The sequence below is a fragment of the Hymenobacter sp. J193 genome (assembly GCF_024700075.1).
Classification (GTDB): Bacteria; Bacteroidota; Bacteroidia; order Cytophagales; family Hymenobacteraceae; genus Hymenobacter.
Genome location: NZ_JAJONE010000001.1, coordinates 3,154,290 through 3,180,754 on the forward strand (window position 1 = coordinate 3,154,290; position 26,465 = coordinate 3,180,754).

The 26,465-nt window shown below is 60.9% G+C and carries 23 protein-coding genes and 1 pseudogene; 14 read left to right on the plus strand and 10 right to left on the minus strand.

The features are described 5' to 3' along the window. The first annotated feature begins 5 nt into the window (after window positions 1-5). Window positions 6-698, plus strand: a complete 693-nt coding sequence (locus LRS06_RS13865; protein WP_257872009.1) for a YetF domain-containing protein — start codon at window positions 6-8, stop codon at window positions 696-698. A 199-nt stretch (window positions 699-897) separates the two neighbouring features. Continuing rightward, window positions 898-1,446 carry a GNAT family N-acetyltransferase gene (locus LRS06_RS13870; RefSeq protein ID WP_257872010.1) on the plus strand — a complete coding sequence of 183 codons (549 nt, stop codon included), beginning with the start codon at window positions 898-900 and terminating at the stop codon, window positions 1,444-1,446. Window positions 1,447-1,514: 68 nt separating this feature from the next. On the opposite strand, the gene LRS06_RS13875 is transcribed toward LRS06_RS13870, so the two are convergent. The 5 genes from LRS06_RS13875 to LRS06_RS13895 all read right to left on the minus strand — a co-directional run bounded on the left by LRS06_RS13875 (window position 1,515) and on the right by LRS06_RS13895 (window position 7,226). Continuing rightward, entirely contained in the window at window positions 1,515-3,560 is a 2,046-nt protein-coding gene (locus LRS06_RS13875) for a 3'-5' exonuclease (RefSeq protein ID WP_257872011.1), read from the minus strand. A gap of 157 nt (window positions 3,561-3,717) precedes the next feature. Further along, window positions 3,718-4,281, minus strand: a complete 564-nt coding sequence (locus LRS06_RS13880) for a DUF4252 domain-containing protein (protein ID WP_257872012.1) — start codon at window positions 4,279-4,281, stop codon at window positions 3,718-3,720. Between the two features lie 63 nt (window positions 4,282-4,344). Continuing rightward, window positions 4,345-5,838: a hypothetical protein gene (locus LRS06_RS13885; protein ID WP_257872013.1), complete on the minus strand. Its 1,494-nt coding sequence runs from the start codon at window positions 5,836-5,838 to the stop codon at window positions 4,345-4,347. A gap of 97 nt (window positions 5,839-5,935) precedes the next feature. Continuing rightward, window positions 5,936-6,343, minus strand: a complete 408-nt coding sequence (locus LRS06_RS13890) for an EVE domain-containing protein (protein WP_257872014.1) — start codon at window positions 6,341-6,343, stop codon at window positions 5,936-5,938. A 484-nt stretch (window positions 6,344-6,827) separates the two neighbouring features. Then, window positions 6,828-7,226, minus strand: a complete 399-nt coding sequence (locus LRS06_RS13895) for a hypothetical protein (RefSeq protein WP_196953761.1) — start codon at window positions 7,224-7,226, stop codon at window positions 6,828-6,830. A gap of 127 nt (window positions 7,227-7,353) precedes the next feature. Between LRS06_RS13895 and polX the strand changes: the two genes are divergently transcribed. From polX to LRS06_RS13930, 7 genes are all read left to right on the plus strand, one after another. Further along, window positions 7,354-9,132, plus strand: a complete 1,779-nt coding sequence (polX, locus tag LRS06_RS13900; protein WP_257872015.1) for a DNA polymerase/3'-5' exonuclease PolX — start codon at window positions 7,354-7,356, stop codon at window positions 9,130-9,132. A gap of 89 nt (window positions 9,133-9,221) precedes the next feature. Beyond that, the gene (locus LRS06_RS13905; protein ID WP_257872016.1) at window positions 9,222-10,214 is read left to right on the plus strand and encodes a glycosyltransferase family 9 protein; all 993 of its coding nucleotides are present in this window, start codon (window positions 9,222-9,224) and stop codon (window positions 10,212-10,214) included. A gap of 73 nt (window positions 10,215-10,287) precedes the next feature. Continuing rightward, the gene (locus tag LRS06_RS13910; protein WP_257872017.1) at window positions 10,288-10,743 is read left to right on the plus strand and encodes an OsmC family protein; all 456 of its coding nucleotides are present in this window, start codon (window positions 10,288-10,290) and stop codon (window positions 10,741-10,743) included. A gap of 158 nt (window positions 10,744-10,901) precedes the next feature. After that, window positions 10,902-11,474: a biliverdin-producing heme oxygenase gene (locus LRS06_RS13915; RefSeq protein ID WP_257872018.1), complete on the plus strand. Its 573-nt coding sequence runs from the start codon at window positions 10,902-10,904 to the stop codon at window positions 11,472-11,474. After that, entirely contained in the window at window positions 11,471-13,771 is a 2,301-nt protein-coding gene (locus tag LRS06_RS13920) for an ATP-binding protein (protein WP_257872019.1), read from the plus strand. The genes LRS06_RS13915 and LRS06_RS13920 overlap by 4 nt, the downstream gene beginning before the upstream one ends. A 30-nt stretch (window positions 13,772-13,801) precedes the next feature. Continuing rightward, window positions 13,802-14,218, plus strand: coding sequence for a response regulator (locus LRS06_RS13925; protein ID WP_257872020.1), 417 nt, complete (start codon window positions 13,802-13,804; stop codon window positions 14,216-14,218). A 9-nt stretch (window positions 14,219-14,227) separates the two neighbouring features. After that, window positions 14,228-15,481 carry a hybrid sensor histidine kinase/response regulator gene (locus LRS06_RS13930; RefSeq protein WP_257872021.1) on the plus strand — a complete coding sequence of 418 codons (1,254 nt, stop codon included), beginning with the start codon at window positions 14,228-14,230 and terminating at the stop codon, window positions 15,479-15,481. A gap of 78 nt (window positions 15,482-15,559) precedes the next feature. Here LRS06_RS13930 and serS read toward each other — a convergent pair. Then, window positions 15,560-16,835: pseudogene (gene serS, locus LRS06_RS13935) on the minus strand (serine--tRNA ligase). A gap of 445 nt (window positions 16,836-17,280) precedes the next feature. On the opposite strand from serS, the gene rho reads away from it, so the two are divergent. Next, entirely contained in the window at window positions 17,281-19,362 is a 2,082-nt protein-coding gene (gene rho / locus LRS06_RS13940; protein WP_257872022.1) for a transcription termination factor Rho, read from the plus strand. 73 nt (window positions 19,363-19,435) lie between these two features. On the opposite strand, the gene LRS06_RS13945 is transcribed toward rho, so the two are convergent. Then, window positions 19,436-20,191: a hypothetical protein gene (locus LRS06_RS13945; protein ID WP_257872023.1), complete on the minus strand. Its 756-nt coding sequence runs from the start codon at window positions 20,189-20,191 to the stop codon at window positions 19,436-19,438. A gap of 234 nt (window positions 20,192-20,425) precedes the next feature. Here LRS06_RS13945 and LRS06_RS13950 point away from each other — a divergent pair, with 234 nt between their 5' ends. Next, window positions 20,426-21,091 (plus strand): DsbA family protein, encoded by a 666-nt coding sequence (locus tag LRS06_RS13950; RefSeq protein ID WP_257872024.1) that lies wholly within the window; start codon window positions 20,426-20,428, stop codon window positions 21,089-21,091. Window positions 21,092-21,100: 9 nt separating this feature from the next. Here LRS06_RS13950 and LRS06_RS13955 read toward each other — a convergent pair whose 3' ends face one another. The 3 genes from LRS06_RS13955 to LRS06_RS13965 form a co-directional block, all read right to left on the minus strand. Further along, a complete protein-coding gene (locus LRS06_RS13955) occupies window positions 21,101-21,721 on the minus strand; it encodes a hypothetical protein (protein ID WP_257872025.1) in 621 nt (206 codons plus the stop codon). 66 nt (window positions 21,722-21,787) lie between these two features. Continuing rightward, window positions 21,788-22,321 carry a UbiA family prenyltransferase gene (locus LRS06_RS13960; RefSeq protein ID WP_257872026.1) on the minus strand — a complete coding sequence of 178 codons (534 nt, stop codon included), beginning with the start codon at window positions 22,319-22,321 and terminating at the stop codon, window positions 21,788-21,790. A 391-nt stretch (window positions 22,322-22,712) separates the two neighbouring features. After that, window positions 22,713-23,060, minus strand: a complete 348-nt coding sequence (locus LRS06_RS13965; RefSeq protein WP_257872027.1) for a hypothetical protein — start codon at window positions 23,058-23,060, stop codon at window positions 22,713-22,715. A gap of 705 nt (window positions 23,061-23,765) precedes the next feature. On the opposite strand from LRS06_RS13965, the gene LRS06_RS13970 reads away from it, so the two are divergent. The 3 genes from LRS06_RS13970 to LRS06_RS13980 all read left to right on the plus strand — a co-directional run bounded on the left by LRS06_RS13970 (window position 23,766) and on the right by LRS06_RS13980 (window position 26,453). After that, window positions 23,766-24,404 (plus strand): hypothetical protein, encoded by a 639-nt coding sequence (locus LRS06_RS13970; protein ID WP_257872028.1) that lies wholly within the window; start codon window positions 23,766-23,768, stop codon window positions 24,402-24,404. Window positions 24,405-24,476: 72 nt separating this feature from the next. Next, window positions 24,477-24,776, plus strand: coding sequence for a transcriptional regulator (locus tag LRS06_RS13975; RefSeq protein ID WP_196953745.1), 300 nt, complete (start codon window positions 24,477-24,479; stop codon window positions 24,774-24,776). Between the two features lie 66 nt (window positions 24,777-24,842). Next, complete coding sequence (locus LRS06_RS13980; RefSeq protein WP_257872029.1) at window positions 24,843-26,453, plus strand: DUF4173 domain-containing protein; 1,611 nt, start codon at window positions 24,843-24,845, stop codon at window positions 26,451-26,453. Window positions 26,454-26,465 lie beyond the last annotated feature (12 nt).

Below are 26,465 nucleotides of genomic sequence, written 5' to 3' on the forward strand. Positions count from 1 at the left end.
CCGCTATGAAGCCCGAAGAAATCCACCTCAGCGACTGGCAGCGCATCCTTGTGGGCGAAGTGCCCGGCAGCTTTTACCTTGAGGCCATCCTGCGTGCGGGGTTTATCTACCTGCTGCTGCTGCTCGGTATGCGCCTGATGGGCAACCGCATGGGCTCAGTACTGACCCGTAATGAGATGACAGCTATGGTATCCCTGGCCGCGGCGAACGGGGTAGCCCTAATGGCGCCCGACAGGGGGCTGCTGCCGGTGGTAGTGGTGGCCGCCGTCATCATCGGCTACCAGCGCCTGATTGCGTGGCAGGCGTTGCGCAGCGAGAAGTTTGAAAGCGCCGTGCTCGACGACGTGCGTATTCTGGTGCAGGATGGCCAGCTGCAGCTACCTAAGCTGGAAGCCAGTGTACTGTCGCGTGAGCAGCTGTTTGCGCGCCTGCGGCAGGAAGGTATCCGCAACCTGGGCAATGTACAACGAGCCTATCAGGAAGCCAACGGGGCCTTTTCCCTGCTTACTTTCCCCGAGCCCCGGCCTGGTCTGTCCATCCTGCCCACAGCAGACACATCCTTTCGGGAAGAGCAAAAAAAGGCCGCTGGCCAGTTTGCCTGCGGCCGCTGTGCCGAGCTAGTGCCCGGCCAGCAAGCCCCTACCAGCCCGTGCCCACGCTGCGGCGAGCAGGAGTGGCAGCCCGCCGTGCTGGAGTAAAGGGGGGCACCTGCTGCGCCATTTTGCTTCGGCCAGCAGGGCCAAGCATCAGGTTTCCCCGGTAGCAAGGGTTGTTTAGGGAAGGCGCTCGGGCTGATTGATTCCTGGCTTACTCGGTTTGCCTCTAAAGTGCGGGATAAATCCAATCTTGCCACCGGCTTCGCGTAGTCCGTGAGGCTTCACCCTTCTGCTGCCCGTTATGCCGCCTTTCTCTCTTCAGCCCAGCTTAGAAAACGACGTTGTCCGGCTGCTGCCGCTGCGGGAAGCAGACTTCGCAGAGCTGTATGCCGTAGCTTCTGACCCTAAAATCTGGGAGCAGCACCCCAATAAGGACCGGTGGCAGAAGCCGGCATTTTCCACCTTCTTCGAAGGAGCCATCCAAAGTAATGGTGCCTTCAGAATCGTGGATAAGCCCACGGGCGCTACCATAGGCAGCACCCGCCTGTACGATTACAACCCCGAGGAAAATAGCATCCTCATCGGATATACCTTCTACGGAACGCAGCACTGGGGCAAGGGTATCAACCCAGCCGTAAAAGAGCTGCTACTGAACTATCTTTTCCAGTTCGTAGACATCGTGCGGTTCCACATCGGGGCAGGCAATGTTCGGTCGCAGATTGCCATTCAGCGGCTGGGAGCCACCAAGGTCGCAGAGCAGGAAGTGACGTACTACGGCGAGCAGCCCAAGCTAAACTTTGTGTTCGAGCTGAATAAGCAGGCGTGGACGGCGCGGCGGCGTGAGTTGTAAGCCATAGCGCTAACCGGGGCAAACAGCGTTTACACGAAAGAGCAGCCGTGATTCGCCGCCAATCCTGCTTAAGCCAGCAAAAACGGGGTAAGCTCCCCGGTATACGTGAGCGTGAGCTGGTGCATGGCTCGGGTGCAGGCCACGTAGAGCATGCTCTTGTCCACCGCCGTTTTGTAATTGCGGGCGGAGGCAAAGGGCACGATGACTTCATCAAACTCAAGCCCCTTGGCCAGGTGGGCCGTAGTGACGATGACACCTTCCTTGAAAACCGTGGACTCCTCCGTGAGCAGATGCACGCCTGGAGCCTGTAACGCCTCGTGCAGCTGCTCGGCCTGCCGCAGGGTTTTGCAGATAATGCCCAGCGAATGACTTTTGGCGCTCTGAAAGTTTGTAATCAGCCCCTGAATGGCCGCCAACTCCGCTTCCTTACTCGCAAAGGGCGCCACCACGGGCTCCTGGCCATGCCGCTCCAGCGGAATAATGTCGGGGTTGGGCGTGATACGCTGAGCAAAGGCCGTAATTTCGATGGTCGAGCGGTAGCTGCGGTAAAGCTTCACCACATCGGCCTGGGGGAAGACGCGCTCAATGGTTTCGGCCGAGGAGGCGCTGTAGGGGTTCACCGTCTGGCTTACGTCGCCCAGAATGGTTTTGCGGCAGCGGAACAGGCGCGACAGCACGGCATACTGCACGGGGGTGTAGTCCTGCATTTCGTCTATCAGCAGGTGCCGCACGTGGTCGTAAGCCGGGAGGCCTGCTAGGCGCAGGCGCAGGTAAATCAGGGCAAAAACGTCGGCGTATTCCAGGCGCCCGCCGTGGTCCTGCCTCAGCAGCTCGGGCCGGCCAATCCAGCGGAAGAAGTCCCGGTAGAAATCCAGCACGTTGCTGAAGCGGAACATGCGCGGAATGGCTTCGCCAATCGTTCCTTTTTCCTGGCCCGTGAGCTTGCGGCCGGCTGCGTCGCGCACGTACGCCCGCACATCGTTGGCCACTAACGCAAAGCGTTGCAGTAGCGGTACGCGGTGGTAGCCCTTAAACTTCTGCTGGATGAAGGCGGCCGGTACCACGGTGCGCCCCACCCGCAGCTCGCTCAGGGAGAAATAGTTGTTCTCAATATGCAGCAGGTACTGGTTGAGCTGACTGAGAAACTCAAACGAAGACTTAAACCGAATCCGCTCGATAAAGGCCGCGTCGTGGGTTTCCAGCAGCGCCGATACCTGCTCGAAGAAGGTCTGGAACGAGTATTGACTTTCAAGCAAATCGGCCGCCAGCTCCTCCATGCCCATTTCGGGAATGTGCTCCTCGCCCAGCTCGGGCAGCACGTTCGAGATGTAGTCGGCAAAGACTTTGTTGGGCGAGATGATGAGGATGTCCTTGGCCGCAATGGTGTCGCGGAAGCGGTAAAGCAGGAAGGCAATGCGGTGCAGGGCTATAGACGTTTTGCCCGAGCCCGCCACGCCCTGTATCACCATTACCACGGCTTCCTCGTTGCGAATCACCGCGTTCTGGTCGCGCTGAATGGTGGCGACGATGTTCTTCATCTTGTCGTCGGACGACTTGGCCAGCTCGCGCTGCAGCACGTCGTCGTGGATGTTCACGCCGCTGTCGAGCATAAACTCCAGGCGGCCGTCCCGGATCCGGTACTGCCGCTTCAGCTCAATGTGGCCCCGCACAGTGCCCGACGGGGTAGGGTAGGAGGCCTCACCCAGCTCGAAGTCGTAAAACAACGAGGAAATAGGAGCGCGCCAGTCGTAGATGAGGCTCTGGTGTAGCCGCTCATCCAGAAAGGTATGCACGCCAATGTACACCGGTGTTGTGGTTTGGTTTGGCGCGAGGAAGTCGATGCGGCCAAAGTAGGGCGACTGACGCAGCTTGATCAGCCGACGCTTGCGGGATACGGCTGCCTCGCCCGTAAAGGCCATGCGGTCGATGGACTGGCCGGCGGCTACCATGTCGGCGTCGTCCATGCCCGACTGGTGCTCGTGGATGTACTCCTTTTTCTGCCGCAGCTCGGTGGAAAACTGCCGCACGGCGTCGTCTACCCGGCGAATAGCCAGCGTGAGCTTCTCCTTTATTTCCTCCAGATATTCTTTCTCTTCCTGCTCGGTTGCGTTCATCACTGGCTGCCCGTGAAAATGGAGCGCAAAGGTCCGGGAAATTCCGCTCTGAAGAAGTTAAGCCAGCGAAAATATCCTACCAGGTTATAGTTACACCAAGCCCCGGACGGGATGTACTACTGCAGGCAACTGGTTCGCGTTGGAGTACGAAGGCCGCTTACTTGGGCAGCTGGTCTACCGCACCGGGCAGGAACTTGAGCAGCTGCTGCAGCTGGCTGTCGGTGAAGTTGCCGGAAATAGCCATCAGCACGAACGAGTCGGGCACGCCGCTAACCTGGCTGGTGCCCACCACCTCCTGCACCCGGCCATTGTTGCGGCGGGCCGAGAACTTAAACTGGGTGCTGGCATCAGCATCGGTGGCTACGGGCAGGGGTTGGTACTGCTCGTTCTGCAGCAAGCCTTCCACTTCCTGATTGAGGCCGCGCGCTAACAGGTCGCGGGCGCCGCCGGAAGTGGGCGTAAAGGTCAGCACCCGCACGCTGCGCAGGGCGGCTATGGCCTGGGTAGTTTCGTTGTCGCCCCCGATGCGGCCCAGTTGGCCCAGCAGCAGGCGGGTGGCAAAATTGGCTTCTATCGTTTGCGCTTTGAAGCCTGAGCGGCTCTCATACTTGCGGAAAAACTCGGCGACTGTGCGGGCAGGTTGCTCGGGGCCGGCGGCGCGGCAGCCCGCTAACCATAAAAGGCCAAGGGAGAAACAAACGAGGAGAAGGCGGTTGCGCATACCAGGAAGGGCTGAAAGTTTCCGCCAACATACGCGTTTTGGCGCTTTGCGGCCGTTCCGGTTTTATTCAAACACGATGGCATTCACAAAGAACACGTCCCGTCCGGTTCCTTTATCGGGGCGCACGTGCTGGTAGCCGTGGGCCAGGAACCTGGTGCCGGTCCAGGTCACCAGGTCTTCCTGCAAGGTGTAGGAAACTTTTTCCTTTTTTGCGGCCAGGTTGGTGCGCAGCGGCGTAAGCAGGTCGTTTGGCGAAGGCTTGGTGCGGTCAATAATCTTGTAGCGGATATCTTCCTCATCTAAGTAAGCCAGCGCCAGCCGACCATCGGGCAGGGGGCGCAGGCGCACAGTTTGCTGCACGTCGAAGGTTTCCACATTCTTCAGCACAAAGGTGTTATCCCACAAAAGGTTGCCCTGCCGGTCGAAGCCGCACACGATGGTGTGGGTAGTACGGTAGCCGTCAAACTGCCGGTAGCTGGTCGTCATCGGCCCGCCGTAGCTGGAGTAGCGGTAGCGCGGGTAGTACACCTCCGCCGCCATCACGTAGCCCTCCGGGGTGGGCAGCATATCGTGCATGAACAGGCGGTAGTGCAAGCGCATAGGAGTGCCGGCTGCCCGGCGCCGGGCGCCCCGCTCCCGTATGCGGGCTTCGCGCGCCGGGTTCATAAAGTCGAAAAAGTGCTTGAGACTCAAAAAGTCGTAGAACCGCATGGAGTTGCGGCCGCCGCCGGGCGTAGTGCCCGCGTTCAGATCGGCGGCAAACAAGCCCTGGGAGTAGCGCGGGTCGCGCAGAGTGTAGGTGCCCGTCACCAGCCGGGTGGCGCTGTCGCCGGGGCTGAGCTGGGCCGTGATAAGGTTTCGCTCACTTTCGGCCTGAATAAACTCTGTACGCAGCAGCTGGCCGTCCTGCGAGAGTTGCTTGAGCTGCAGCCGCGACTTCATGCCGTTGGTTTGGGTGAGCACGAAAGCCGCCCGCTTGGTCACGGAGTCGGCCAGGAAAGTAAACTGGGCCGGCAGCTGCTCATACACGGAAGGCAGAAACCGCATCTGCTGGGTGAGCAGGTCGAGGTGCAGAATCGTCAGGTGCTGATCGACGAGCACCGTGGCAAACAGCCGCCCCGACAGCGCCTTCAGCTCGAAGATATCACGGGAGATGCGCGTATCGAAGGCGCTGGTTTCGATGATGCCCGTGCGGCCGTTGAGGTGCACGGCCAGCAGGTGCGTGGGGCGGTACACCGATTGAAACAGCGCGTACACCTGCGCGCCCTCGGAGCAGGTGCGTACCAGCTCGTACTCGCGCTCTACCACCAGCGGCTTCTGCCATACGGGCTGCAGGTCGGCGTTCAGCTTCTGGAAGTACCGCTTATCGGCCTTCAGGCTGAACGTTTCCTCGTGTACCAGTAGAATCACGCTGCTATCGGGCAGGGGCAGGACCTCCACATCACTGGTAGCCGGCTGCAAAGCCAGCTCAAACCGGGCGGGCTGCTGTGGCGCCTGTGCCCAGGCAGCCCCGCAGCTTATCAGCCAAAACCATCCTAGCGCGAAGAAATGCCGCATAATTATCTGCTGTTAACGTGTGTATCCAAGATACGGCAAGGGCAGCGCAAATCCTTGCGCTGCCCCGGGTTTTGCTGATTCTTCTGGCGAAAAAAGGCTAGCTGCCGAGCTCCAGAATGGCATCGAACTCGGCGGCGCGCAGCGGCATCACCGACAGGCGCGACTGGCGCAGCAAGCCAATCTGGCTGAGGCGGGCGTCCTGCTTGATCTGGGCAAGGGAAACCGGGCGCTCCAGTGCCTGCTGTGGCCGTAGCCGCACCGCTACCCAGGCGCTGCCGGCTTCGGCCGTGGCATCGGGCGCGGCCGGGGCGGCCACTTCGGCCACGCCCACTACTTCCTTGCTCGTGACGCTGTGATAGTATAAAACTAAGTCGCCGGGCTGCATCTGCTGCAGGTAGTTGCGGGCCTGAAAGTTGCGGACGCCGGTCCAGTCGGTGGCGCCGTCGCGCACTAAATCGAGCCACGCGTAGGCAGCGGGCTCCGATTTTACTAACCAATACTGCATTCAGAAAAGGAAGCGAAAGTGGAACTGAGGAGTTTGGGAGGGAAGGTATGATCTATGCGAACCAGCCGAAAGGTCGAAAAAGAATTTCGACCTCCTCTCTTACTTCGGCGGGCTGCGGACCAGCCAACTACCGCGGAGCCACCACCCCGGCACTCCCGGTAGGGTCTCCCAAACTCCTCAATTCCCAATATCAGGCCCGTTTTTGCCGCTACTCGGCCAAAACCTGGATGGGTTCTTCGCTTGTCGCCCGGAAAGTGGGCGCTCAGTAAGTAGGAGGGGCAAATGGGTAGGGAGGTTGCAAGCCCGGCAAAAAAAAGTCCTGCTCCTCCGTAGAAGAGCAGGACTCTAAGATGTAAATGTATTGTATGCGACTGTTAATGAAACCCTTGGCGTAAAGAAAGCTCGATGAATATTTTTTTGTGCTATGGATTTACAGGCGGCGGAGAAGCAGCCCAATTCACGAAAACGGGTAGCTGACGGGCAACTACTTCACCTGCCGCACTTTCAGCAGCTCCGGTTCGAGCGACACGATTTCCAGCTGGTAGTCGGGGGTGCTGTGGTCGTCGAGAGTGATACTGACGCGGTTGTCGGACAGGGCTTTCCACTGGCCCTTGTGGCCTTCGAGGCCGTCGGTGGGGGCAATGTCGTACTGTGTAAACAGGCCGTTGTGCTCGAAGGCAAAGCCCGTGCGGCCCCGGGAAGGCGGAAAGGCGTAAGTGTTGGGCCGATACACCAGTACTTCCCCCTGGTCTTCCTCGTGGGCGTGCAGCCAGGTGCGCTCCAGCAGCTGCAGGCGGCGGTTGCCCCCGCGCGGGTCGGAGCTGGAACAGGTGCTGGCCATCAAACTCAAGCTCAGGCAGGCAAACAGAAAGAGCAAACGCATACGGTTCAAAAGCAAAAAGTCAGCGTATACTACCGCCGAAGCGTGGCTGCTCCGGGCAGTCCTGCGCCGCGGCCGGCCAGGATTATTCCCGGCAATCTACAACTTTGGCTTGTACCTTTACCCGCCCGTGCTACCCAACCACCCTACTGTTTTGGACAACCGCGCCCTCATTCGTGCCTTCCGCCTCGCCGCCCAGCTGATGGAGCTGCACGAGGAAAATCCGTTTAAAATCCGGGCCTACGAGGGCACTGCCAATGCCCTGGAGCAGCTGACGGTACCCGTAGCCGACCTGGACCGCACCGGCCTGCCCGACCGAACCGGACTAAGCAAAACCGCCGCCGCTAAAGTGGCCGAAATGCTCGATACCGGCTCGTTTGAGGAGCTTACGCGCCTGCTCAATAGCACACCGCCCGGCGTGGTAGAGCTGCTGAGCGTGAAAGGCATCGGCCCCAAGAAAATTCGCAGCCTGTGGAAGGAGCTGGGCATTGAAAGCGCCGAGCAACTGCGCGAGGCCGCCGAAAACGACGAAGTAAGCAAGCTGAAAGGCTTCGGCAAGAAAACGCAGGATGCCATTCTGGCCGCACTGGAATTCACTTCCCAAAGCCGGGGCAAGCTGCTGTATCCGCAGGCCGAGGAGCTAAGCGAAGAAGTAGCCAGCCAGCTGCGCGCCGCACCGGGCGTGGAGCAGGTAGCCGTGGCCGGGGAAGTGCGCCGCCGCCTCGAAACCGTGGAAACCGTGCAGCTGGTAGCGGCCACCACTGAGCCCGCCGCCGCGCATCAGCTGCTTAACGGCCTGGACGGGCTGACGGCCGATGCCCGCCGTAGCGGCCCGTTCGCGTGGCGCGGCACGGCCACTACATCGGGCGTAAAGGTGGAAGTGACTCTGGCAGCGCCGACGGAGTTTGTTAATCAATTGCTGCTGCACTCAGCTGCTGAGGAACATCTTTCGGAAACTCTTACCCAGGAAGCCCGGCCCGGCCAGCCCGCTACGCTGCGCCACTGGCTGAAGCGGGAACGGTTTGCCACCGAGCAGGAGCTGTACCAGCGGGCCGGCCTGCAATACGTGGAGCCCGAATTGCGCGAGGGACTGGGCGAGCTGGCGCTGGCCCGCGAAAACAAGCTGCCCGCTTTGCTCGAAGACCAGGACCTACGCGGCTCTCTGCACAACCACAGCACCTACTCCGACGGCAGCCACACCCTGCGCGAAATGGCCACGTTCCTGCGCGACCAGGGTTACGAATACCTGGGCATCTGCGACCATTCGCAGGCGGCGCACTACGCCAACGGCCTCTCGCCGGAGCGCGTGCGCCAGCAGCAGCGTGAAATCGACCAGCTAAACCAGGAGCTGGCGCCTTTTCGCATTTTCAAGGGTATTGAGGCCGATATTCTCGGCGACGGGTCCCTGGACTACACGCCCAGCGTGCTCGAAACCTTCGACTTTGTGGTGGCTTCGGTGCATTCCAACCTGAAGATGGACGAGCGCAAAGCCACAGCGCGGGTGCTGCGGGCCATCGAAAACCCGTATTGCACCATGCTGGGCCACCCCACGGGCCGGCTGCTGCTGCGCCGCGAAGGATATCCGCTCAACCACAAGGCCGTTATCGACGCCTGCGCCCAGCACCAAGTTATCATCGAAATCAACGCCAACCCCTGGCGCCTCGACCTTGATTGGCGCTGGGTGCGCTACGCCCTCGACCAGGGCGTGCAACTCAGCATCAACCCTGATGCCCACCACACCAACGGCTACGCCGATATGCGCTACGGCGTGCTGATGGGCCGCAAAGGCGGCCTGACCAAGGCCATGACGTTCAACGCGAAATCTGCCGCGGAAGTAGCCGAGTACTTCGCCCGCCGCAAAGCCAGCATCAAGCCCCCGCTGGAGTTCAAGGATTCGTTGTTTGGCTGATGATTCAGTTGCCAGGGTTCAGTTGCCGGTTATCAGTCCGTTCAACATTTACTGGTAACTGGCAGCTAACAACTGACAACCGAAACAGTATGAAGATTCTCGTTCTGCGCTTTTCCTCTATTGGCGACATTGTGCTGACTACGCCCGTGGTGCGCGGGCTGAAGCAGCAGGTGCCGGGGGCGCAGGTGCATTTTGCTACTAAGCCGGGTTTCCGCAGCTTTCTGGAGCCCAACCCCTATATCGATAAGGTACACTGCCTGACCGGCTCGTTGCGGAAGCTGGTGGCCGAGCTGCGGGCCGAGAAATTTGATTTTGTGGTGGATCTGCACCATAACCTGCGCACGGCCCTCATCAAGGCGCAGCTGGGGGTGAAGTCGGCCGCCTTTGATAAGCTGAACGGCCGGAAGTGGCTGCTCGTGAACCTGAAGATTGACACGCTACCCCGCACCCATATTGTAGACCGTTATCTGGCCGCGGCTGCCTCCCTGGGCGTGCGCGACGATGGGCGGGGGCTGGATTATTTCATCCCCGCTAAGGACGAGGTAGACGTAGCGGTTGCGCTGCCCGCCGGTTTTCGGGCTGGCTACGTGGCGTTTGCCATTGGCGCGCAACACGCCACCAAGCGCCTGCCCACGGAGAAGATTACGGAGCTGTGCCGGCAACTGGGGCAGCCCCTTGTGCTGCTCGGCGGCCCCGAAGACGAACCTACGGGCCAGTTGGTAGCGCAGGCATTGGCCGCTGGCGGGCCGGCCGTTTTCAACGCCTGTGGGAAGTTCAACCTCAACCAATCGGCCTCGCTCGTGCGGCAGGCCCGCGCAGTCGTCAGTCACGATACCGGCCTGATGCACATTGCGGCGGCTTTCGGCAAGAAAATCGTCAGCGTGTGGGGCAACACGGTGCCGGAGTTTGGTATGTACCCGTACCGCACCGAGTTTGAAGCCCTGGAAGTGCGTGGCCTGCCGTGCCGGCCCTGCTCCAAAATCGGCTATGCGAAGTGCCCGCAGGGGCATTTCCGGTGCATGCGCGACCAGGATTTCAGCCAGTTGAGCCTCGGTACCGGGTTCGGCAGCGCCGCATCGTAAGGGAAATTGCGCGGCCGGTCGGCAACTCCTGTCGATGGGCCCCGTAGGCAGCAACCTCAACCATACCGCCTGTATGCTCACGCCCGAACCCACCGCTACCAATGCCACTGTGGTGGTTAAAGTTGGCCTCACCGACTTGGCCGCCGAAATTCAGGCGGGCCGCCATACGTTTTTCGTGGATGAGCCCGAAACGGTGGGCGGCCACGACCAGGGCCCCACGCCCTACGACCTGCTGCTCTCGGCGCTGGGAGCTTGCACGGCCATTACCGTGCGCCTCTACGCCACCCGCAAAAGCTGGCCACTCGAAGGCATTGAAGTACGCCTGCGCCACCAGCGCGTGCACCGCCTCGACTGCGACAAGTGCGAGCAGGCCGGCGAAATGCTGGAGGAAGTGCAAAAGGAATTGCGGCTGCTGGGGCCGCTGTCGGCCGAGCAAAAGCAGCGCCTGCACATCATTGCCGATAAGTGCCCTGTGCAGAAAACCCTGACCAGCGGTGCTCTGCGCGTGGTAACGGTGGTGGTAGAGTAAAAGTCAAACCGCCTGGCCACGGCCGCACGAGTTGGTGGAACCTGCCGTGCAACGCTGGTGGTTTGGCTGGCGGGACTGCCCGAACAACCCAGCCCAAGCCACATATGTGGCGTCTATTCCCGAATTTCGCTTTTATTGCCGTTCTGCCCGCTGCCTGCATGCCGCCTATTTCCAGTTCCGAAATCCTGACCCGTTTGCGGCAGGAAACCCGCCCCTACCACGATGCCCTGGAGCAGAACAGCTTCAACCAGGCCCTGAGCGCGGGCCACGTTTCGCAGGAGGCTACTGTGCATTTTCTGCGGCGGCTCTACGGCTTTCTGGCGCCCTACGAGGAGCAGCTGCGCCGGCATCAGGCGGATTTTTCGGAAGAGTGGGAGCTGCCTGCCCGTTACCGCGCGCCGCTGCTGCTGGCCGACCTGGCAGCCGTATCGGCCGAAGTTCCGCCGCTTTGCCCGGAGCCACTGCCCCTGCACACGCGGGCACAGCTGCTGGGGGCCATGTACGTGCTGGAAGGCTCCACGCTCGGCGGTCAGGTAATTACGCGCCAGCTGGCCAAGGGTGGTATTCCGCTGCAGCGCTACTTCAGCGGCTACGGCGAGCTGACGGGCCCGCGCTGGAAAACCTTCTGCCGGCTCCTGACGGAGGAAGCCACTCACCTCAGCCACGCCGAAATCAGCCAGTCGGCCGTGCGCACGTTTCAACTGCTTCACGCCTGGATCAATCAGCCATGAACTATACCGATGAAAGCCTGGTAGGCGCGCCCATCACCCTCACCAACTGCGACCGGGAGCCTATTCATATACCGGGCTCCGTGCAGCCGTTTGGCTTTTTGCTGTGCCTGGATGAAGAAACCCGGCAGATTGTACACGCCAGCACCAACACGGAGGAGGTCGTTGGCGTGCCGGCACCGGCCCTGCTGGGCGACACGCTTGGCCGGCTGCTGGGCCCCGGGCACCTGGCGCAGGTAGAAGCCATGTGGCCCACGCTGGGCGAAATTCCCAAGCTGCTGGGCGTACGCCTCGACCACGTAGCGGGGCAGCCATTCTACAAGCTCATCCTGCACCGCTACGACCGGCTGCTGTGGGCCGAGTTTGAGCCTGTGGCCGAAACCACCGTCAGCACCCTGGACCTGCCTACGCTGAACACGACGCTGGGCCTGATGCTGGAAGCCGAAACCGTGGAAGCGTTTTGCCAGCACGCCGTGGAGCAGGTGCGCGGTATTACAGGCTTTGATCGGGTGATGCTGTACCGCTTTGCCGAGGATGAAAGCGGGGAAGTTATTGCCGAAGCCAGGCGCGCCGATCTGGAGCCGTTTCTGGGGCTGCACTACCCGGCTACCGATATTCCTAAGCAGGCCCGGGTGATGTACCTGAAAAACTGGCTGCGCTTTATTCCCGACGTAGGCTACCAGCCTGCGCCGCTCGTGCCCGTGCGCAACCCCACCAGCGGCCGCCCGCCCGATATGACGCACGCCGTGCTGCGCAGCGTGTCGCCTATCCACATTCAGTACCTGCAGAATATGGGCGTGGGCGCCAGCATGTCTATTTCCATCATCCAGGACGACAAGCTGTGGGGGCTGATTATGGGGCACCATTACTCCCCGCGTCTGGTGAGCTACGAGCTGCGCGACCTGAGCCTGTTCATCGGCAAGACGTTTTCGGCCCTCCTCAAAAACAAAGAGCAGCACGCCGACCGGGAATACCAGCAGCGCGCCCGCGAAAACCGCCTGCGCCTGTTCGAGAAGATGACCACGCAGGCCAACTTCATTGAGGGCCTCTACAAGTACAAGCCCTCCTTGCTGGATGTCATTGACTGTGGCGGGGCGGCTATCTGCTTCGAGGGCGACATTATCACGCTGGGCAATACGCCCACCACGCCCCAGATTCAGGAGCTGGTGCTCTGGATGCAGCAGCACGTGCGCCAGGACGTGTTCCAAACCAGCTCCTATACGCTGCACAACCCCGAGGGAATAGCCATCCGGGCCACGGCCAGCGGCATTCTGGCTATTTCACTGGCCAAGGAGCCCGGCGACTACATCTTCTGGTTCCGGCCCGAGCTGTTGCAGAGCGTGACCTGGGCCGGCCGCCAGCAAAAAACCGAAGAAGTGCGCGACGGCGTGCTGCACCTCTCGCCCCGGCAGTCGTTTGAGGCCTGGAAACAGTCGGTGGATAGCACGGCGGCGCCCTGGAAACCCAGTGAGGTGGAAGCGGCCAAGGAAATCCGCCTGCACATTTCCGATATCCGGGTCAAGATTTTCAACGAGCTTCAGGCCAAGGCTACCATGCTCAGCCGCCTCAACGCGGAGCTGGCCCGCAGCAACGACGAGCTGGATTCTTTTGCCTACGTGGCCTCGCACGACCTGAAGGAACCCCTGCGCGGCATTCACAACTATTCGCTCTTCCTGCTGGAGGACTACGCCGAACAGCTGGATGCCGAGGGCGTAAGCAAGCTGCAGACGTTGGTGCGCCTGAGCCAGCGCATGGAAGCGCTGATTGAGTCGTTGCTGCAGCTTTCCCGGGTGGGCCGCATGGAGCTGACGGTGATGGAAACAGACCTGAACGAGGTGCTGGCCGAAGTGCTGGACTTGCTGCACCCGCGCCTAGAGCAAACCCAGACCACCGTAGCGGTACGGGGCTCGTTGCCGCGCATGTGCCTCGACCCGGTGCGCATCCGGGAGGTGTTCAACAACCTGCTCACGAATGCCATGAAGTACAACGACAAGCCCGAGAAGCAGGTGATAGTGGGCATGGCTCCCGCCGGAATCGAAAGCCCGCTTGGGCCGGTAGATGCCGAGAATTTTCACGTGTTTTACGTTCGCGACAACGGTATTGGCATAGATGCCCGGCACTATGAGGGCATCTTCAAGCTGTTCAAGCGGCTGCACGCCCCCGAAAAGTTTGGGGGCGGCACCGGCGCTGGCCTCGCCATCGTCAAGAAGATGATTGAAAAACACCACGGCCAGTTGTGGGTTGATTCCGTACTAGGCCAAGGAACTACGTTCTATTTCACGCTTTCAAAACACCTATAAGTGAATTCCGCCCCGCTCAAACCCGTTTTGGTGGTTGAAGACAGCGCCGAAGATTTTACGGCCCTGGGCCGCGTCTTTCGCAAGTATGCGCTGCAAAACCCCGTGCTGCGTTGCGAAGACGGCGACCAGGCGCTGGAATATCTGCGTGGCCGGGGCAAGCTGCCCGCCTGGCCTCAGGCCATGCCCGCTATTATCCTGTTGGATCTGAACCTGCCCGGCACCGATGGCCGTACGGTGCTCGATGTCGTCAAGCAGGATCCATATCTGCATTCGATTCCGGTTATCATCTTCAGTACGTCCTCCAACAGCAAGGATGTAGAAGACTGCTACCGGCTGGGAGCCAACAGCTACCTGACCAAGCCCATCGATTTCGCTACGCTGGAATTGAAGGTTCAGCTTATCATCCGATACTGGCTGGAAAATTCGGAGCTGCCGGCGGCAAGTTAAGCGGAGGCCGTGAAGAAGATTTTACTTGTCGACGACAACGAGCAGGACCGGATGCTCTACCGGCGCTACCTCACCCGCAGCCTGGGCTACGAAAGTCTGGAGCTGCACGAAGCCACTTCGGGCGAGGAAGCCATCCGCCAGTACCGCGCCATCCGGCCCGACTGCGTGCTGCTTGACTACAACCTGCCCGATACCACTGGCCTGGAAGTGCTTGTCGGTTTCAAGCAGTTCTTTCCCGTCGAAACGCTGTGCGTGATTATGATTACGGGCGGCGGCAGTGAAATGCTGGCCGTGCGGGCCCTCAACGAAGGCGCCCTCGACTACCTCGTCAAGCAGCACTTCGACCGCGACCTGTTGGTGAAGACCGTTACGCACGCCATTGAGAAAAACGAGTGGCGCCAGTATCAGGCCCGCTACCACGCCGAGCTGCAGGGCGTAAATCAGCAGCTGCGTGACTCCCTGGCCGAGCTGACCGCCATCCGTCAGGAGCTGGCCAGCAAAAACGCCCTGCTGGAAACCGCCCACACCCAGGAAAAGGCCCACAACAAAGAGCTGGACACCATCAACCAGCGCCTGGCCCGCACCAACGCCGACCTGGATAACTTTGTGTACGCTGCTTCCCACGACCTGCGCCAGCCGGTGCATAACCTGCGGGGCCTGTTTGATGAGTTGCGGCGCACGGCCACCTTCCACGACCCCGAAGAAGCCGAGGTGCTGCGGCTGGTGGACGAGTCGTTGCGTGCGCTGGTTACCACTATTACCGATTTGGCCCACGTAGTGCAGGTAGAACAGCTCCCGGGTGAGCAACTGGCTGAAACCGTGGATTTGGCCGACCTCACAGCTGATATCCTGCAAGCGCTGCGTCCGCAGATGGTAGCCGCGGAAGCCGACATCCAAACCGATTTTGCGGAGCTGCCCGAGGTAGAATACGTGCGTAGCAATCTGCGAACTGTGCTGTTGAACTTGGCAACCAACGCCATCAAATACCGCTACCCCGACCGCACCCCGCAGGTATGGGTGCGCAGCCGGTTGCAGGATGGAAAGCCAGTGCTAGAAGTGCAAGACAATGGCTTGGGCATCAACCTGGAAAAACACGGGGCCGAATTGTTCCAGCTGTTCCGGCGCTTTCATCCCCAGGCCGGTGAAGGCACGGGTGTGGGGCTGTTTCTAGTCAACCGGCTGGTGCAGGCTACGGGCGGGCACATTGAGGTAGAAAGCCAGGAAGGCGAGGGCACCATGTTCCGGGTCTTTCTCAGGAGTTAGCACTGCAGTAAAGCAGCATAGAAAAGCCAGACGCGGCCGCGTCTGGCTTTTTGTATCTACAACCGGCAGGTCAGGGGCTTACCCGATCTGGCTGAAGCCGCAGTAGGAGTGGAGTACGGCCGGCAGGGCAATGCCGCCGGCGTGCTGGTTGTTTTCGAGCAGGGCGGCCACAATGCGCGGCAGGGCCAGGGCCGAGCCATTGAGCGTGTGCAACAGCTGGGTTTTGCCGCTTTCGGGGCGGTAGCGCAGCTTTAGTCGGTTGGCCTGGTAGGTTTCAAAGTTCGAGCACGACGACACCTCCAGCCAGCGCTGCTGGGCCGCGCTCCACACTTCCAGGTCGTAGGTGAGGGCCGAGGTGAAGCCCATGTCGCCGCCGCAGAGGCGCAGCACGCGGTAAGGCAGCTCAAGCTTCTGCAGCAGCCCTTCAATGTGCGCCAGCATTTCCTCCAGCTGCGCGTAGCTGTGCTCGGGCTGGGTAATCTGCACGATTTCCACCTTGTCGAACTGATGGAGGCGGTTGAGGCCGCGCACGTGCGCGCCCCAGGAGCCGGCCTCGCGGCGGAAGCAGGGCGTGTAGCCCGCGTTGCGGATGGGCAGCTTATCAAGGGCCACGATTTCGTCGCGGTAGAGGTTGGTGATGGGCACCTCGGCCGTCGGAATCAGGTACAGGTTGTCCTGGGCATCGTGGTACATCTGGCCTTCCTTGTCGGGCAGCTGGCCCGTGCCGTAGCCCGAGGCCTCATTCACCAGCACCGGCGGCTGAATTTCGACGTAGCCGGCGTTGCGGGCTTCATCCAGAAAAAAGTTGATGAGAGCCCGCTGCAGCCGGGCGCCTTGGCCCTTGTACACCGGAAAGCCCGCGCCCGTAATCTTGTTGCCCAGCGCGAAATCGATGATGTCGTACTGTTCAATCAGCTCCCAGTGGGGCCTGGCATCGGCCGGGAGCGTAGGCTTCTGGCCTACCTCGCGCACCAGCTTCGTTGTCATCGGCCGAGCGGCCCTGGGGTACGCTGCTGTGGGGCAGGTTGGGCAGCTTGTAGAGCGTCTGCTGCAGCTCTCTTTCCACTTCCACCAGCTCCTCGGAGTGAGCTTTGATAAGCTGCTTGAGCTCGGCGGTGCGGGCCTTCAGCGTCTCGGCGCCGGCTTTGTCGCCGCTTTTCATCAGGCCCCCTATCTGCCGGGCCAGCTCGTTAGCTTCAGCTTGGGCCTGGTCGTGGGCGGTTTGCAGCTCTTTGCGGCGTTGGTCGAGCGACAGGATGGCCTGCACGTCGGCTTCGGCCGTTTTGTAGTGTTTTTTTGCTAAACCAGCCAGAACGGCCTCGGGGGACTCTCGCAGAACAGAAACTTGCAGCATAACAGCAGAAAACGCGGAATGGAACAAGGCAAAAGTAGCCGAATGATTTCGCAGATACAGCAACCGGCCCATATTTGCCGCCGGTTTGCCGGGCACTGAGCCAGCTGCAGGGCCTGATTTACAGGAAAAATCCGGGCCGCCGACATCCTTGCCCGAGCCTTCTGCGTAAGCCGCTTAGCCCGGGAAATCTGGGAGAGGATTTGGCAGTTTGCACGTATTACGCTAACATTGCGTTACTAAGCCAGCTGCTGACGCCGGGCCTGCGAATCAGTTTACTTTCGCCCAGGGCCCGTTTATCCTTCCAGCACCCTCCCGTTACGAGTTCGTTTTTCGCATCGACTTTCTGCTGAGCTGCGCCCCCGCTGGTGTGGCATGTGGTGCCTGGTAAGTCTGCCTTACGCTGTCAGCGGCTTAGCCCCGCGCGTTTCCCCCCTTCCTTCTTTGTATGTACACTATTGACGAGTTAAAGGACCGCCTACTTTCAGAATTGAAAGAAGTAGCTGAGCAGCTGCAGGTAGGCAACTTTAAAAAACTCAGTAAGCAGGATCTGATTTATAAGATTCTCGATCAGCAGGCCATTACGCCCGCCGAGCAACTGCCCCAGAAAAAAGCCCCCGGCCGCAAAGCCCCGGCTGCCGCCCCGGTAGCCGCAGCCGCCCCGGCCGCCGTGGAGGCTGCGCCGGCACCAGCTCCCGAGCAGCCTGCGCCCACCCCGGCTGCCTCCGAAGCCGCTCCGGCGGAAGCCGTAGCGGCAGATGGCCCCGAGCGCCCTGTGAAAGTATACCAGCGCCCTGAGCGCCGCACCCGCGCCGATAAGCCTGCCGCCGGCCGCAGCAATGGCCGCGCCGCAGCTTTGGAGGCCGTAGCTGAGCAGCCGGCAGCAACTGCGCCTGAAACCGCCGCTGCTCCTGCCCCGGAGGTTCCCGCGCCTACGCCGGAAGTTGCCGCCGAGGTGGTAGCCCGGCCCGCCGCTGTTTCGGTGGAAGCCCCCGCCGCGCCGGCCCCGGTAACGCCGCCAGCTCCCATTATCTTCATTCCGGCTCGCGACGGGCGCGAGGTGCGCGAATACCGCCCCGACCGCACGCGCGAGTCGCGCCCTGCCCCCGTGCGTACTGAGGTTGCCAGCCCGGAAACGCCCCGGCCCGCCGAAGCCCCGCGCCCTGCCGACGCAGCGCGCCCCGAGGCTTTGCGGGAGGGGCGTGAAACCCGCGAATTTGCCCGTGATGCTCCGCGCGAACGGGGTGAGCGAGTTGAGCAGCGCGACCCCGCCCGCCCACCCCGCGACCGGGACCAGCGCCGGGAAGAGCGGTTTGCCCGCGACCAGCAGCGCCGGGAGGAACGGCGCGAAGAGCGTCAGCAGCGCACCGCTGCCCCCGATGCCGCTGCTCCGCAGCGCACCCGCCAGGAGCTGGATATTATTATTCCGGGTGAGGGCACGCTGGAGCTGATGCCCGATGGGGGGTATGGCTTCCTGCGCAGCCCGTTCTACAACTACCTCACCTCGCCCGACGATATTTACGTAGCGCCCCAGCAGATCAAGCAGTTCAACTTGAAAGCGGGCGACACGGTAAAATGCACAATTCGGCCACCTCGGGAAGGCGAAAAGTACTACGCGCTGGTAAATGTGGAAACCATCAACGGCCGCTCCATTGAGGAAGCCCGCGACCGGGTACCGTTCAGCAGCCTCACGCCGCTGTTTGCCGAGGAGCGCCTCAAGCTCTCCACCAAGCCCACCCAGATGAGCACCCGCATTCTGGACTTGTTTGCCCCCATCGGGAAAGGCCAGCGCGGGTTGATTGTGGCCCAGCCCAAAACGGGTAAGACGGTGCTGCTGCAGGAAATTGCCAACGCCATCAGCGAAAACCACCCCGAGGTGTACCTGATGATCCTGCTGATTGATGAGCGCCCGGAAGAAGTAACGGACATGGCCCGCTCGGTGAAAGCCGAAGTGCTCAGCTCCACCTTCGACGAAACCGCTGACCGCCACGTGAAGATTGCCAGCATCGCGCTGGACAAAGCCAAGCGCCTGGTGGAGTGTGGCCACGACGTGGTGATTCTGCTGGACTCTATTACCCGCCTGGCCCGCGCCTATAACACGGTGCAGCCGGCTTCGGGTAAGATTCTGTCGGGTGGTGTGGATGCCAACGCCCTGCACAAGCCTAAGCGCTTCTTCGGTGCGGCCCGCAACGTGGAAGATGGCGGCTCGCTCACCATCATTGCCACGGCCCTGATTGATACCGGCTCCAAGATGGACGAAGTTATCTTCGAGGAATTCAAAGGCACCGGCAACATGGAGCTGCAGCTGGACCGTAAGCTGGCCAACAAGCGCATCTTCCCGGCCATCGACGTGCCCGCCTCCGGTACCCGCCGCGAAGACCTGCTCATGAGCAAGGACGAGTTGAACCGCATCTGGGTGCTACGCAAGTTTATGTCGGACATGACGGCCTCCGAGGCTATGGAGTTCCTGAAAGACCGCATGAAAGGCACCCGCGACAACGAAGAGTTCCTGATTTCGATGAACGGCTAGGAAAGCACTTACTCACAGAAAAGGCCCCTGATTTCTGGAATCAGGGGCCTTTTCTGTTTCAGGTTCGGCTACGCTATATGTTGTAGAGCAGCTCCTGAAGATTGTAGTCGGGGATGCCGGGAGTATAGGGTGGGTAGAAGCCGCCGTGGCGCGAGTACAGGCCGTAGAAGTACGTGCAGGGCTGGTTGTAGAACTTCTCGTAGCCGCTGGGTGTGGTCTGGAGCCAGGTGATAGGCTGGTTTGCCGCATACGTAGCTTCCATTTTTTCCAGCGAATATGGCTCCTTGTTCTTGTCCAGGGCCAGCCACAGGTTGTTGGAATCAACGACCATCCAGCCTTTCTTGGTTTCAACCTCCAGGGTAGCATGGCTGGGAATCTGGGCTTTAGTAAGCTCCTGAAGCTTGTTCATATCGGGCATATCGGCGTAGAGCGCAATATGGCGGGTATTGAAACCCATGCTCATAAAGATTTTTTCCAGCACCCGGCTACGGTCATAGCACAGGCCCTGCCGCGCCTCATACAGGTTCTTGGGCTCGCGGGGCACACCGTGCGGAATGCCTTCGCCCACGCGGGCCTGCTGCAGCACTGCTCGCTGCGTAGCTTCCAGCGCCTGAATCTGCTCGTCGTAAGACATATCGGCGGCGGGCTTGGCGGGAATGCCGGCCGTGTACAGCTTGATGTATTCAGCGTCCTCCTGTGTTACGTCTTTGCTGACATTGTAGTACAGAATAACGCCCAGACCAACGACAATAATAGCCGCCATAATAGCCCAGAGCTTCTTACGGGATTTGCGCGTGGTGGCGGAGGAGGATAAAACGGCTTGCGTCATACAATCAGAAGGTTATTGGCCAAAACCCAACCTATTAGGTCCGGCAGGTTGCTACTACAAAGGTATAGCGCCCGCAGAACAATATAGAGCCAACAAGCAGTTCGGTTGAAAATAGAATTTATCTGTTGCCTCCCTTTCTGAGAAACGTACATGCGGTGCCCGGTAAGTCAGAGTGCCGATAAAAAGAAACAATCCGGAAGTTTGCGGGTACACTACTTTCTACTTCCTGCCTTTATGCCAGCTCCTGCCGACCTTCCTGAACTATTGTACCTGTTTGATCCGCTGTGCGGCTGGTGCTACGGCATGACGCCCGTAGTGCAACAGCTGCAGCAACATATGGCGGGCCGCCTGCACGTGACCATCCTGAGCGGCGGCATGATTACCGGTGCCGAAGTCGGCCCGATAGGGGAGATGTGGCCGTTTATCAGCCAGGCTATGCAGCAGATTGCTCAGGTAACGGGGGCCACCTTCGGCACCGCCTTTCGGGCAGCCGGCGAGGCCGGCGAGGCCGGCGAGCAGGTGCAGGACTCGGAGCCGCCCAGCCGGGCGCTGGCAGTTTTCCGGCAGCTTGACGAGCGGGAGCAGGCCGTCAACTTCGCTCACGCGGTGCAGCACACCTGGTTTGCAGAAGGGCAGGACCTGAACGAGGTAACGACGTATCGGCCGCTCGTGGAAAAGCTGGGCGTGTCATGGCTTGAGTTTGTTTCCCGCTGGGAGCTGCCCGCCAGCAAGCAGGCCGTGCAGCAGGAATTTGATGCCGTGGCGCGCATCGGCGTGCAGGGCTTCCCAATGTGCATTCTGCGCATCGGCTCCCAGGGCTACGTGCTGGCCCGGGGCTATCAGCCCTATGCCACCCTGGTGGACGGCGTTGAACAGGCATTAGCCCAAGCCTCCGAATAGGAGAATTGCTTAACCTCCTGCGCTGGCAAGCCGGATTACCTGCTTGCGCAACGGCGACCAGGCTATGCGGCGCTGCTCTTCCTTGCCCACGAGGTAAGTGAACCGCAGGGCTTCGGGGCGCTTCTGCAGGTCTTGCCAGGCGGCTTTGTCTTCGGTATCGGCCGGCGCCGAACCGGAGGCAGGCACGGCCGGCTTACCGAATTGCTTTTCCTCGAAAAAGACGTCCATGCGCTTGCGAATGAAGGCCTCACGCTCCTGTTTGGAAGCCGTAGGGCCGGTCATGCTGTACACCAGGGAAGCTTCGAGGTCGGCTGCCGGCAGCACTTCGCGGAAGATAACGGTGCCCGTCGCGGAAGTAATGGTGAAAGTAGCCTCGCCGGTGGTTATGTCGGTGCCGCGCAGGGCAAGCATGAACAGGTCGGGCTGGCCGGGCGTGGAAAACTCATGGCGCCGCCGTACCACCTTGAGCGTATCAGCCTGCGCATCAATGCTGGGTGCCCGGGTGGTATCCAGTGGCTCGGCGGGTGAGGTAGCCGCCGTGGAAGGCGTGGCAGACGTTTGTTCCGAAGCAGGGGATGAGCAGGCCGCCGCCAGCAGCAGGGGAGCCAAAAGAAAAGTAGCGCGCATCATAAAGTAAAAATTAGTGTGGCTCCTACGTACGCGCCAATGGTGGAGGTTGTTGGCTTCGGCCCGTGCTCAGGGCCACAGCAGGATGGCCAGAAACGCGGCGCTCATGCACACCGAGGAAACCTGGTTCATGCGCATAGTGTGCTCGTAATCGGCGGCGGCGGGCGTTTGCCACACGGCCATTACCCACCGGCTAAAAAGCAGTAGCACCGGGCCGGTAGCCAGCAGAAACAGCAGCAGATGCCGGACCTCATGGCGCCACCAGTATACGGCCGCCAGCAGCCCGGCCCCCAGCATCAGGCTTAGCCCGGCAAACACAAACGTGCCCCGGATGCCCAGTCGTAAGCTCAGCGTCAGGTCGCCGCGGCGGGCGTCTTCGGCGTGCTGATATACCTGGGTGAGTGGGTAGGAGCCGCACAGAAAAATGCTGCTGACCAGCGCCAGCAGGCAGTTCGTTTTCTCAAACAGCACGGCTGACCCGGCACCCACACCCACCTGCGTCATCAGAAAGGTGAAGGCGCCCTGAAAGACAATAACGACTACCGTGCTCAGCAACGGGTACTTTTTCAGCCGGATGCCCTCGTAGCTGTAGGCTTTCGACACCAGCAGATATACCAGCACCAGCGCGCCAAACTCCCACCGCAGCCACAGCGCCCCCCACCAGCGCCAGGGCATCGAACAGCCACACCAGGTGCAATAGCTCCGGCGTGACTTTGGGCGGCCGCTTGAGTCCGCCGATGCTGCCCTCGTCCCGGTCGTAGTAGGAGTTGTAGCCGTTGGACGCCGGGTACACCAGCACGTGCAGCACCACAAACACGGCCAGGGCCCGCCACCAACTGAACGGCTCCCGCAGCGCGCTCAGCCCAAACCAGTATACGGGCATCAGATACACCGAAAACGGGATGCGCAGCAGCGGCAGCGCGCGGCGGTAGGCAGCAACGGACATGGTAAACCAGAAAAACCTTTGGGGCAGAGTGCCGCCGCAAGCTAAAGCTTACGCCTCAGACTGCGGCCACCCCACCAGGTACGTCACCTGCGGCCCCCAGCTGTGGCGCACTTTGCCGGCCTGCCAGTGGTAAGCGCCGGCCGGATCGGCGCGGCGGGCCAGCGCCAGCAAAGCATCCGGCGGGTACAAGCGCAGCAGCGACACGCAACCGTCCCAGATGGTGCATAGCGGAATAAGCGGCAGCCCGTACGTGAAGAACAGGCGGCTGAAGCTGAACGGCCGAATGAAGGGCGTGATGCACAGCTGTGCCACCGGCAGCAACGTGAGCGCCAGCAGTACTTCCAGCCAATGCTTGCCGGCCCCCTCAAATACGCCAATGCCCCGGCCGGCCCGCACGGCATCTTGCAGCAGCGCTTCGGCCGCTGGGGGGAGAAGTGGTGAAAAGCCGAAAACACCGCCCGAAACCCCGGCAGCTCCGGCGCCACCTGCAGCGCATCCACCGGTGCCTCCTCAAAGCCGATAGCGCCCTGCGTTTGGGCGTGCAGATGCTGCCAGGCTGTCAGCTGCGGGTATAAGTCGGTGAGTTGTATGCGGGCCGTGGGCAGGGGGCCGGTGCGCAATGCCTGCAGTACATCCTCGGCCCCTCCGCCCGCCCCGGCGCACAGTTCCAGCACCTGCGACTGGCTGGTGCGGCGCATGCCTTCGGCCAGCAGCGGCACAATGGGGCGGTAGGTGTGCAGCCGCGTAATCATGAAGCGCAGGTAATCCATCATGCCAGCCCGCACCGCTGCCGGAAACCAGGGCTGGTCTTCAAACTCAAACAGCTGTAGACGGATACGCATAGGGCAAGAAGAAATAATGGATGAAGATTCGACAACGAAACGCATCCGGCAGCGCCAGTATACGCAGGCCAAGGCAAGCGTTGCGGTAAAAACTACCGGGCCTGCTTCGCTGACGGATCTTGCGTGCCCGGCCATACCGCTACCGTACCAGAGCGAAACGTCAAGCGGAAAATTTCCGGGTATTCTCAAGAAAGAGTTGTCGTTATTTGGGCAGTAAGAAGAATTTTACTTGCTTTGTGACGCAAAGTTCTTTTTGTATATGATGAAGCCTGCCGTCGATCCGCTAGCCCAGCTCACCGAGATACGCGCCATTATGGAGCGCTCCTCCCGCTTTATTTCCCTGAGCGGCCTTTCCGGGGTAGGGGCAGGGGTAGTAGCGCTGGCGGGGGCGGGCCTGGGCCATTGGTATCTGCGCGGGCAGTATGGCGACGCCGGCTTTTTGCGCTTGCTCGACAGCAACCCGGCCGAGAGGTGGCGGGTGCTGCCATTTCTGGTGCTGCTGGCTGGGGGCATCATTGCGGCCGCGCTGGCCGTGGCTGTTTTTTTTACGGTGCGCCGGGCCCGGCAGGCGGGCCAGCAGATCTGGGGGGCACTGGGGCGGCGGCTGGCCCTGAGCCTGGCTATTCCGCTGATTGCGGGCGGTTTGTTTTGCCTGGCCCTGTACCGCGACGGAGCCGTGGGCCTGGTAATACCGGGCATGCTGGTGTTCTACGGGCTGGCGCTGCTCAACGCCAGCAAGTACACGTTGGAGGAAATCCGCTGGCTGGGCCTCACTCAAATCGGACTGGGCTTGGTGGCACTTTTGCTGCCCGGCGCCGGATTGTTGATCTTTGCGCTAGGTTTTGGGCTGGGTCACATCGGCTATGGCCTGCTGATGTACAACCGCTACGAGCGGTAGCACTGCCGGTCCGCTTCCTTCTCACTGCTTTCTACTTGTGTACCTACGGCCTGCTGGTCGCGAAATTCTACCTTGAAACACGTCATTCACACGCTCAATAAAGCTTTCGACCACCGCGTGCGGCTGGGCGTGATGGCCGTGCTGCTGGCCAACGACGTGGTAAGCTTCAATGAGCTGAAGGAGGCGCTGGACCTCACGGATGGCAACCTGGCCAGCCACGTAGCGGCCCTGGAAAAAGCGGGGTACGTGGCCGTCAGCAAGCAGTTCATTGGCAAGAAGCCTAACACCACCTACGCTGCCTCCGCGGAAGGGAAAAAGGCATTCCAGGAGCACCTGACGGCACTGGAAAAATTGCTGCGGAGCGGGAGCTAAATTTTTTGCCTTCTTACTTTGTAATACAAAGTTCTTTTAGATAATCAACCATTTCACTTTTTGCCCATGTACCCTACGCCTGCTTACGCTATTCCCAACAAGGCCGCGGCCGGCCCGTCGCGCCCGGCCCTGGTACTCACCGCTCTGCAAAAGCTGGCCTTGCCGGTAGGAGCAGTGCTGTTTGACCTGCTGTTCTGGCACGAGCGCGCCGGGCTGAACATGCTGCTGTACACGGTGGCAGTGGTGGTTGCCACGGTGGCTGGCCTTCCCCGGTACGCTCCGCAGTGGCGCTCCGGCTACACTTGGCTGCTGTTGGCGGGCACGTTGCTGAGTGCGGGGCTGGTGGCCTGGCATGGTTCAGGCGCGGCTGTGCTGGCCTGCATGGCCTCGTTGGCTTGCTGGCTGGGCTATCTGAATCAGCCCCACCTGCGGCTGCTGAGCAATGCGCTGCTTACGGCCCTGGCCAACGCTGGGCAAGTGGTAGTAGCTCTGCCTACGCTGTTGCGCCTGCCGGCCAACGTAGGGGAAAAGGTGCGGCGAAGCTGGTTTTACGGCCGGTTGCTGCTGGTGCCCCTCATGGTGCTATTCCTGTTTCACGTGCTGTTCGTGGTAGCCAATCCGCAGTACGAGACACTAGCAGACCACGTGCTGGAGGTGCTGGCTCATTGGGTGGAATCCTTGTTCTGGCACTTCTCCTTTGCACACGTGCTGTTTTTCGTGCTGGGCCTGGCCCTTACGGCTGCAGCGCTGCTCATCGTGCCGGTGCACTACTTCGCCGACCGGGAGTCGCGCTTTGCGGAGTTTGTGCAGCGGCAGCGCAATAGGGTAGCCTCGTTTGCCGTGCGCCAGCCCGACTTCCGGCGGCGGGAGCAGCGCAGCCTCGACCTGCGCAAGGAATACCTGGTGGCCGTGGGTTTGCTGGGGCTGGTGAACGTGCTGCTGCTGGTGGTAAACTCCGTGGATATTAACTGGATCTGGTTTGGCTTCGAGCGGGAGCCGGGTTTCGACCTTACCCAGTTCGTGCACGAAGGCACCTACGTGCTCATCTTCAGCATTCTGGTGGCTATGGGCATTCTGCTGTGGTTTTTCCGCCGCAACCTCAACTTCTACCAGCCAGGCCTGCCGGTGCTGCGCGGGCTGGCCACGGTGTGGGTGCTGCAGAACGTGGTGCTGGCCGTGTCGGTAGGGCTGCGCAACTACTACTATATCCTGTACACGGGGCTGGCCTACAAGCGTCTGGGCGTGTGCTTCTTTCTGCTGCTGGTGCTGTTTGGGTTGGGCACTATGCTCCTGAAAATCTGGCAGCGCCGCTCAACTTTCGCGCTGGTGCGCCTCAACAGCCTGGCGGCCTACGTGGTGCTGCTTTTGCTGGCGGCCGGCAACTGGGAAGTGTGGATAGCCCGCTACAACCTGCGCCCCCAGCTCATCAGCGTGGACTATGGCTTCCTGCTGAATATGCCCGACCGGGTACTGCCCACGCTGCAGGCCCACGCAGCAGAACTGGAACAGCACAGACTCAAGCACCAGCTCTACGACGGCAGCTACAGTCGCCTCAGCGCTGTGGAGGCCCGCGCCACTCTGCAACAGCGCATCGGTCAGTTCAAGCGCCAGCAAAAGCAGCGCCACTGGCCCAGCTACACCTGGGCCGACTGGGTAGCTTATCAGTTATTAAAATAGTGTTATTAGATA

Coding starts and splice junctions, on each gene's coding strand:
- LRS06_RS13865 (WP_257872009.1), top strand. CDS start 6: ATGAAGCCCGAAGAAATCCACCTCAGCGACTGGCAGCGCATCCTTGTG.
- LRS06_RS13870 (WP_257872010.1), top strand. CDS start 898: ATGCCGCCTTTCTCTCTTCAGCCCAGCTTAGAAAACGACGTTGTCCGG.
- LRS06_RS13875 (WP_257872011.1), bottom strand. CDS start 3,560: ATGAACGCAACCGAGCAGGAAGAGAAAGAATATCTGGAGGAAATAAAG.
- LRS06_RS13880 (WP_257872012.1), bottom strand. CDS start 4,281: ATGCGCAACCGCCTTCTCCTCGTTTGTTTCTCCCTTGGCCTTTTATGG.
- LRS06_RS13885 (WP_257872013.1), bottom strand. CDS start 5,838: ATGCGGCATTTCTTCGCGCTAGGATGGTTTTGGCTGATAAGCTGCGGG.
- LRS06_RS13890 (WP_257872014.1), bottom strand. CDS start 6,343: ATGCAGTATTGGTTAGTAAAATCGGAGCCCGCTGCCTACGCGTGGCTC.
- LRS06_RS13895 (WP_196953761.1), bottom strand. CDS start 7,226: ATGCGTTTGCTCTTTCTGTTTGCCTGCCTGAGCTTGAGTTTGATGGCC.
- LRS06_RS13905 (WP_257872016.1), top strand. CDS start 9,222: ATGAAGATTCTCGTTCTGCGCTTTTCCTCTATTGGCGACATTGTGCTG.
- LRS06_RS13910 (WP_257872017.1), top strand. CDS start 10,288: ATGCTCACGCCCGAACCCACCGCTACCAATGCCACTGTGGTGGTTAAA.
- LRS06_RS13915 (WP_257872018.1), top strand. CDS start 10,902: ATGCCGCCTATTTCCAGTTCCGAAATCCTGACCCGTTTGCGGCAGGAA.
- LRS06_RS13920 (WP_257872019.1), top strand. CDS start 11,471: ATGAACTATACCGATGAAAGCCTGGTAGGCGCGCCCATCACCCTCACC.
- rho (WP_257872022.1), top strand. CDS start 17,281: ATGTACACTATTGACGAGTTAAAGGACCGCCTACTTTCAGAATTGAAA.
- LRS06_RS13945 (WP_257872023.1), bottom strand. CDS start 20,191: ATGACGCAAGCCGTTTTATCCTCCTCCGCCACCACGCGCAAATCCCGT.
- LRS06_RS13950 (WP_257872024.1), top strand. CDS start 20,426: ATGCCAGCTCCTGCCGACCTTCCTGAACTATTGTACCTGTTTGATCCG.
- LRS06_RS13955 (WP_257872025.1), bottom strand. CDS start 21,721: ATGATGCGCGCTACTTTTCTTTTGGCTCCCCTGCTGCTGGCGGCGGCC.
- LRS06_RS13970 (WP_257872028.1), top strand. CDS start 23,766: ATGATGAAGCCTGCCGTCGATCCGCTAGCCCAGCTCACCGAGATACGC.
- LRS06_RS13980 (WP_257872029.1), top strand. CDS start 24,843: ATGTACCCTACGCCTGCTTACGCTATTCCCAACAAGGCCGCGGCCGGC.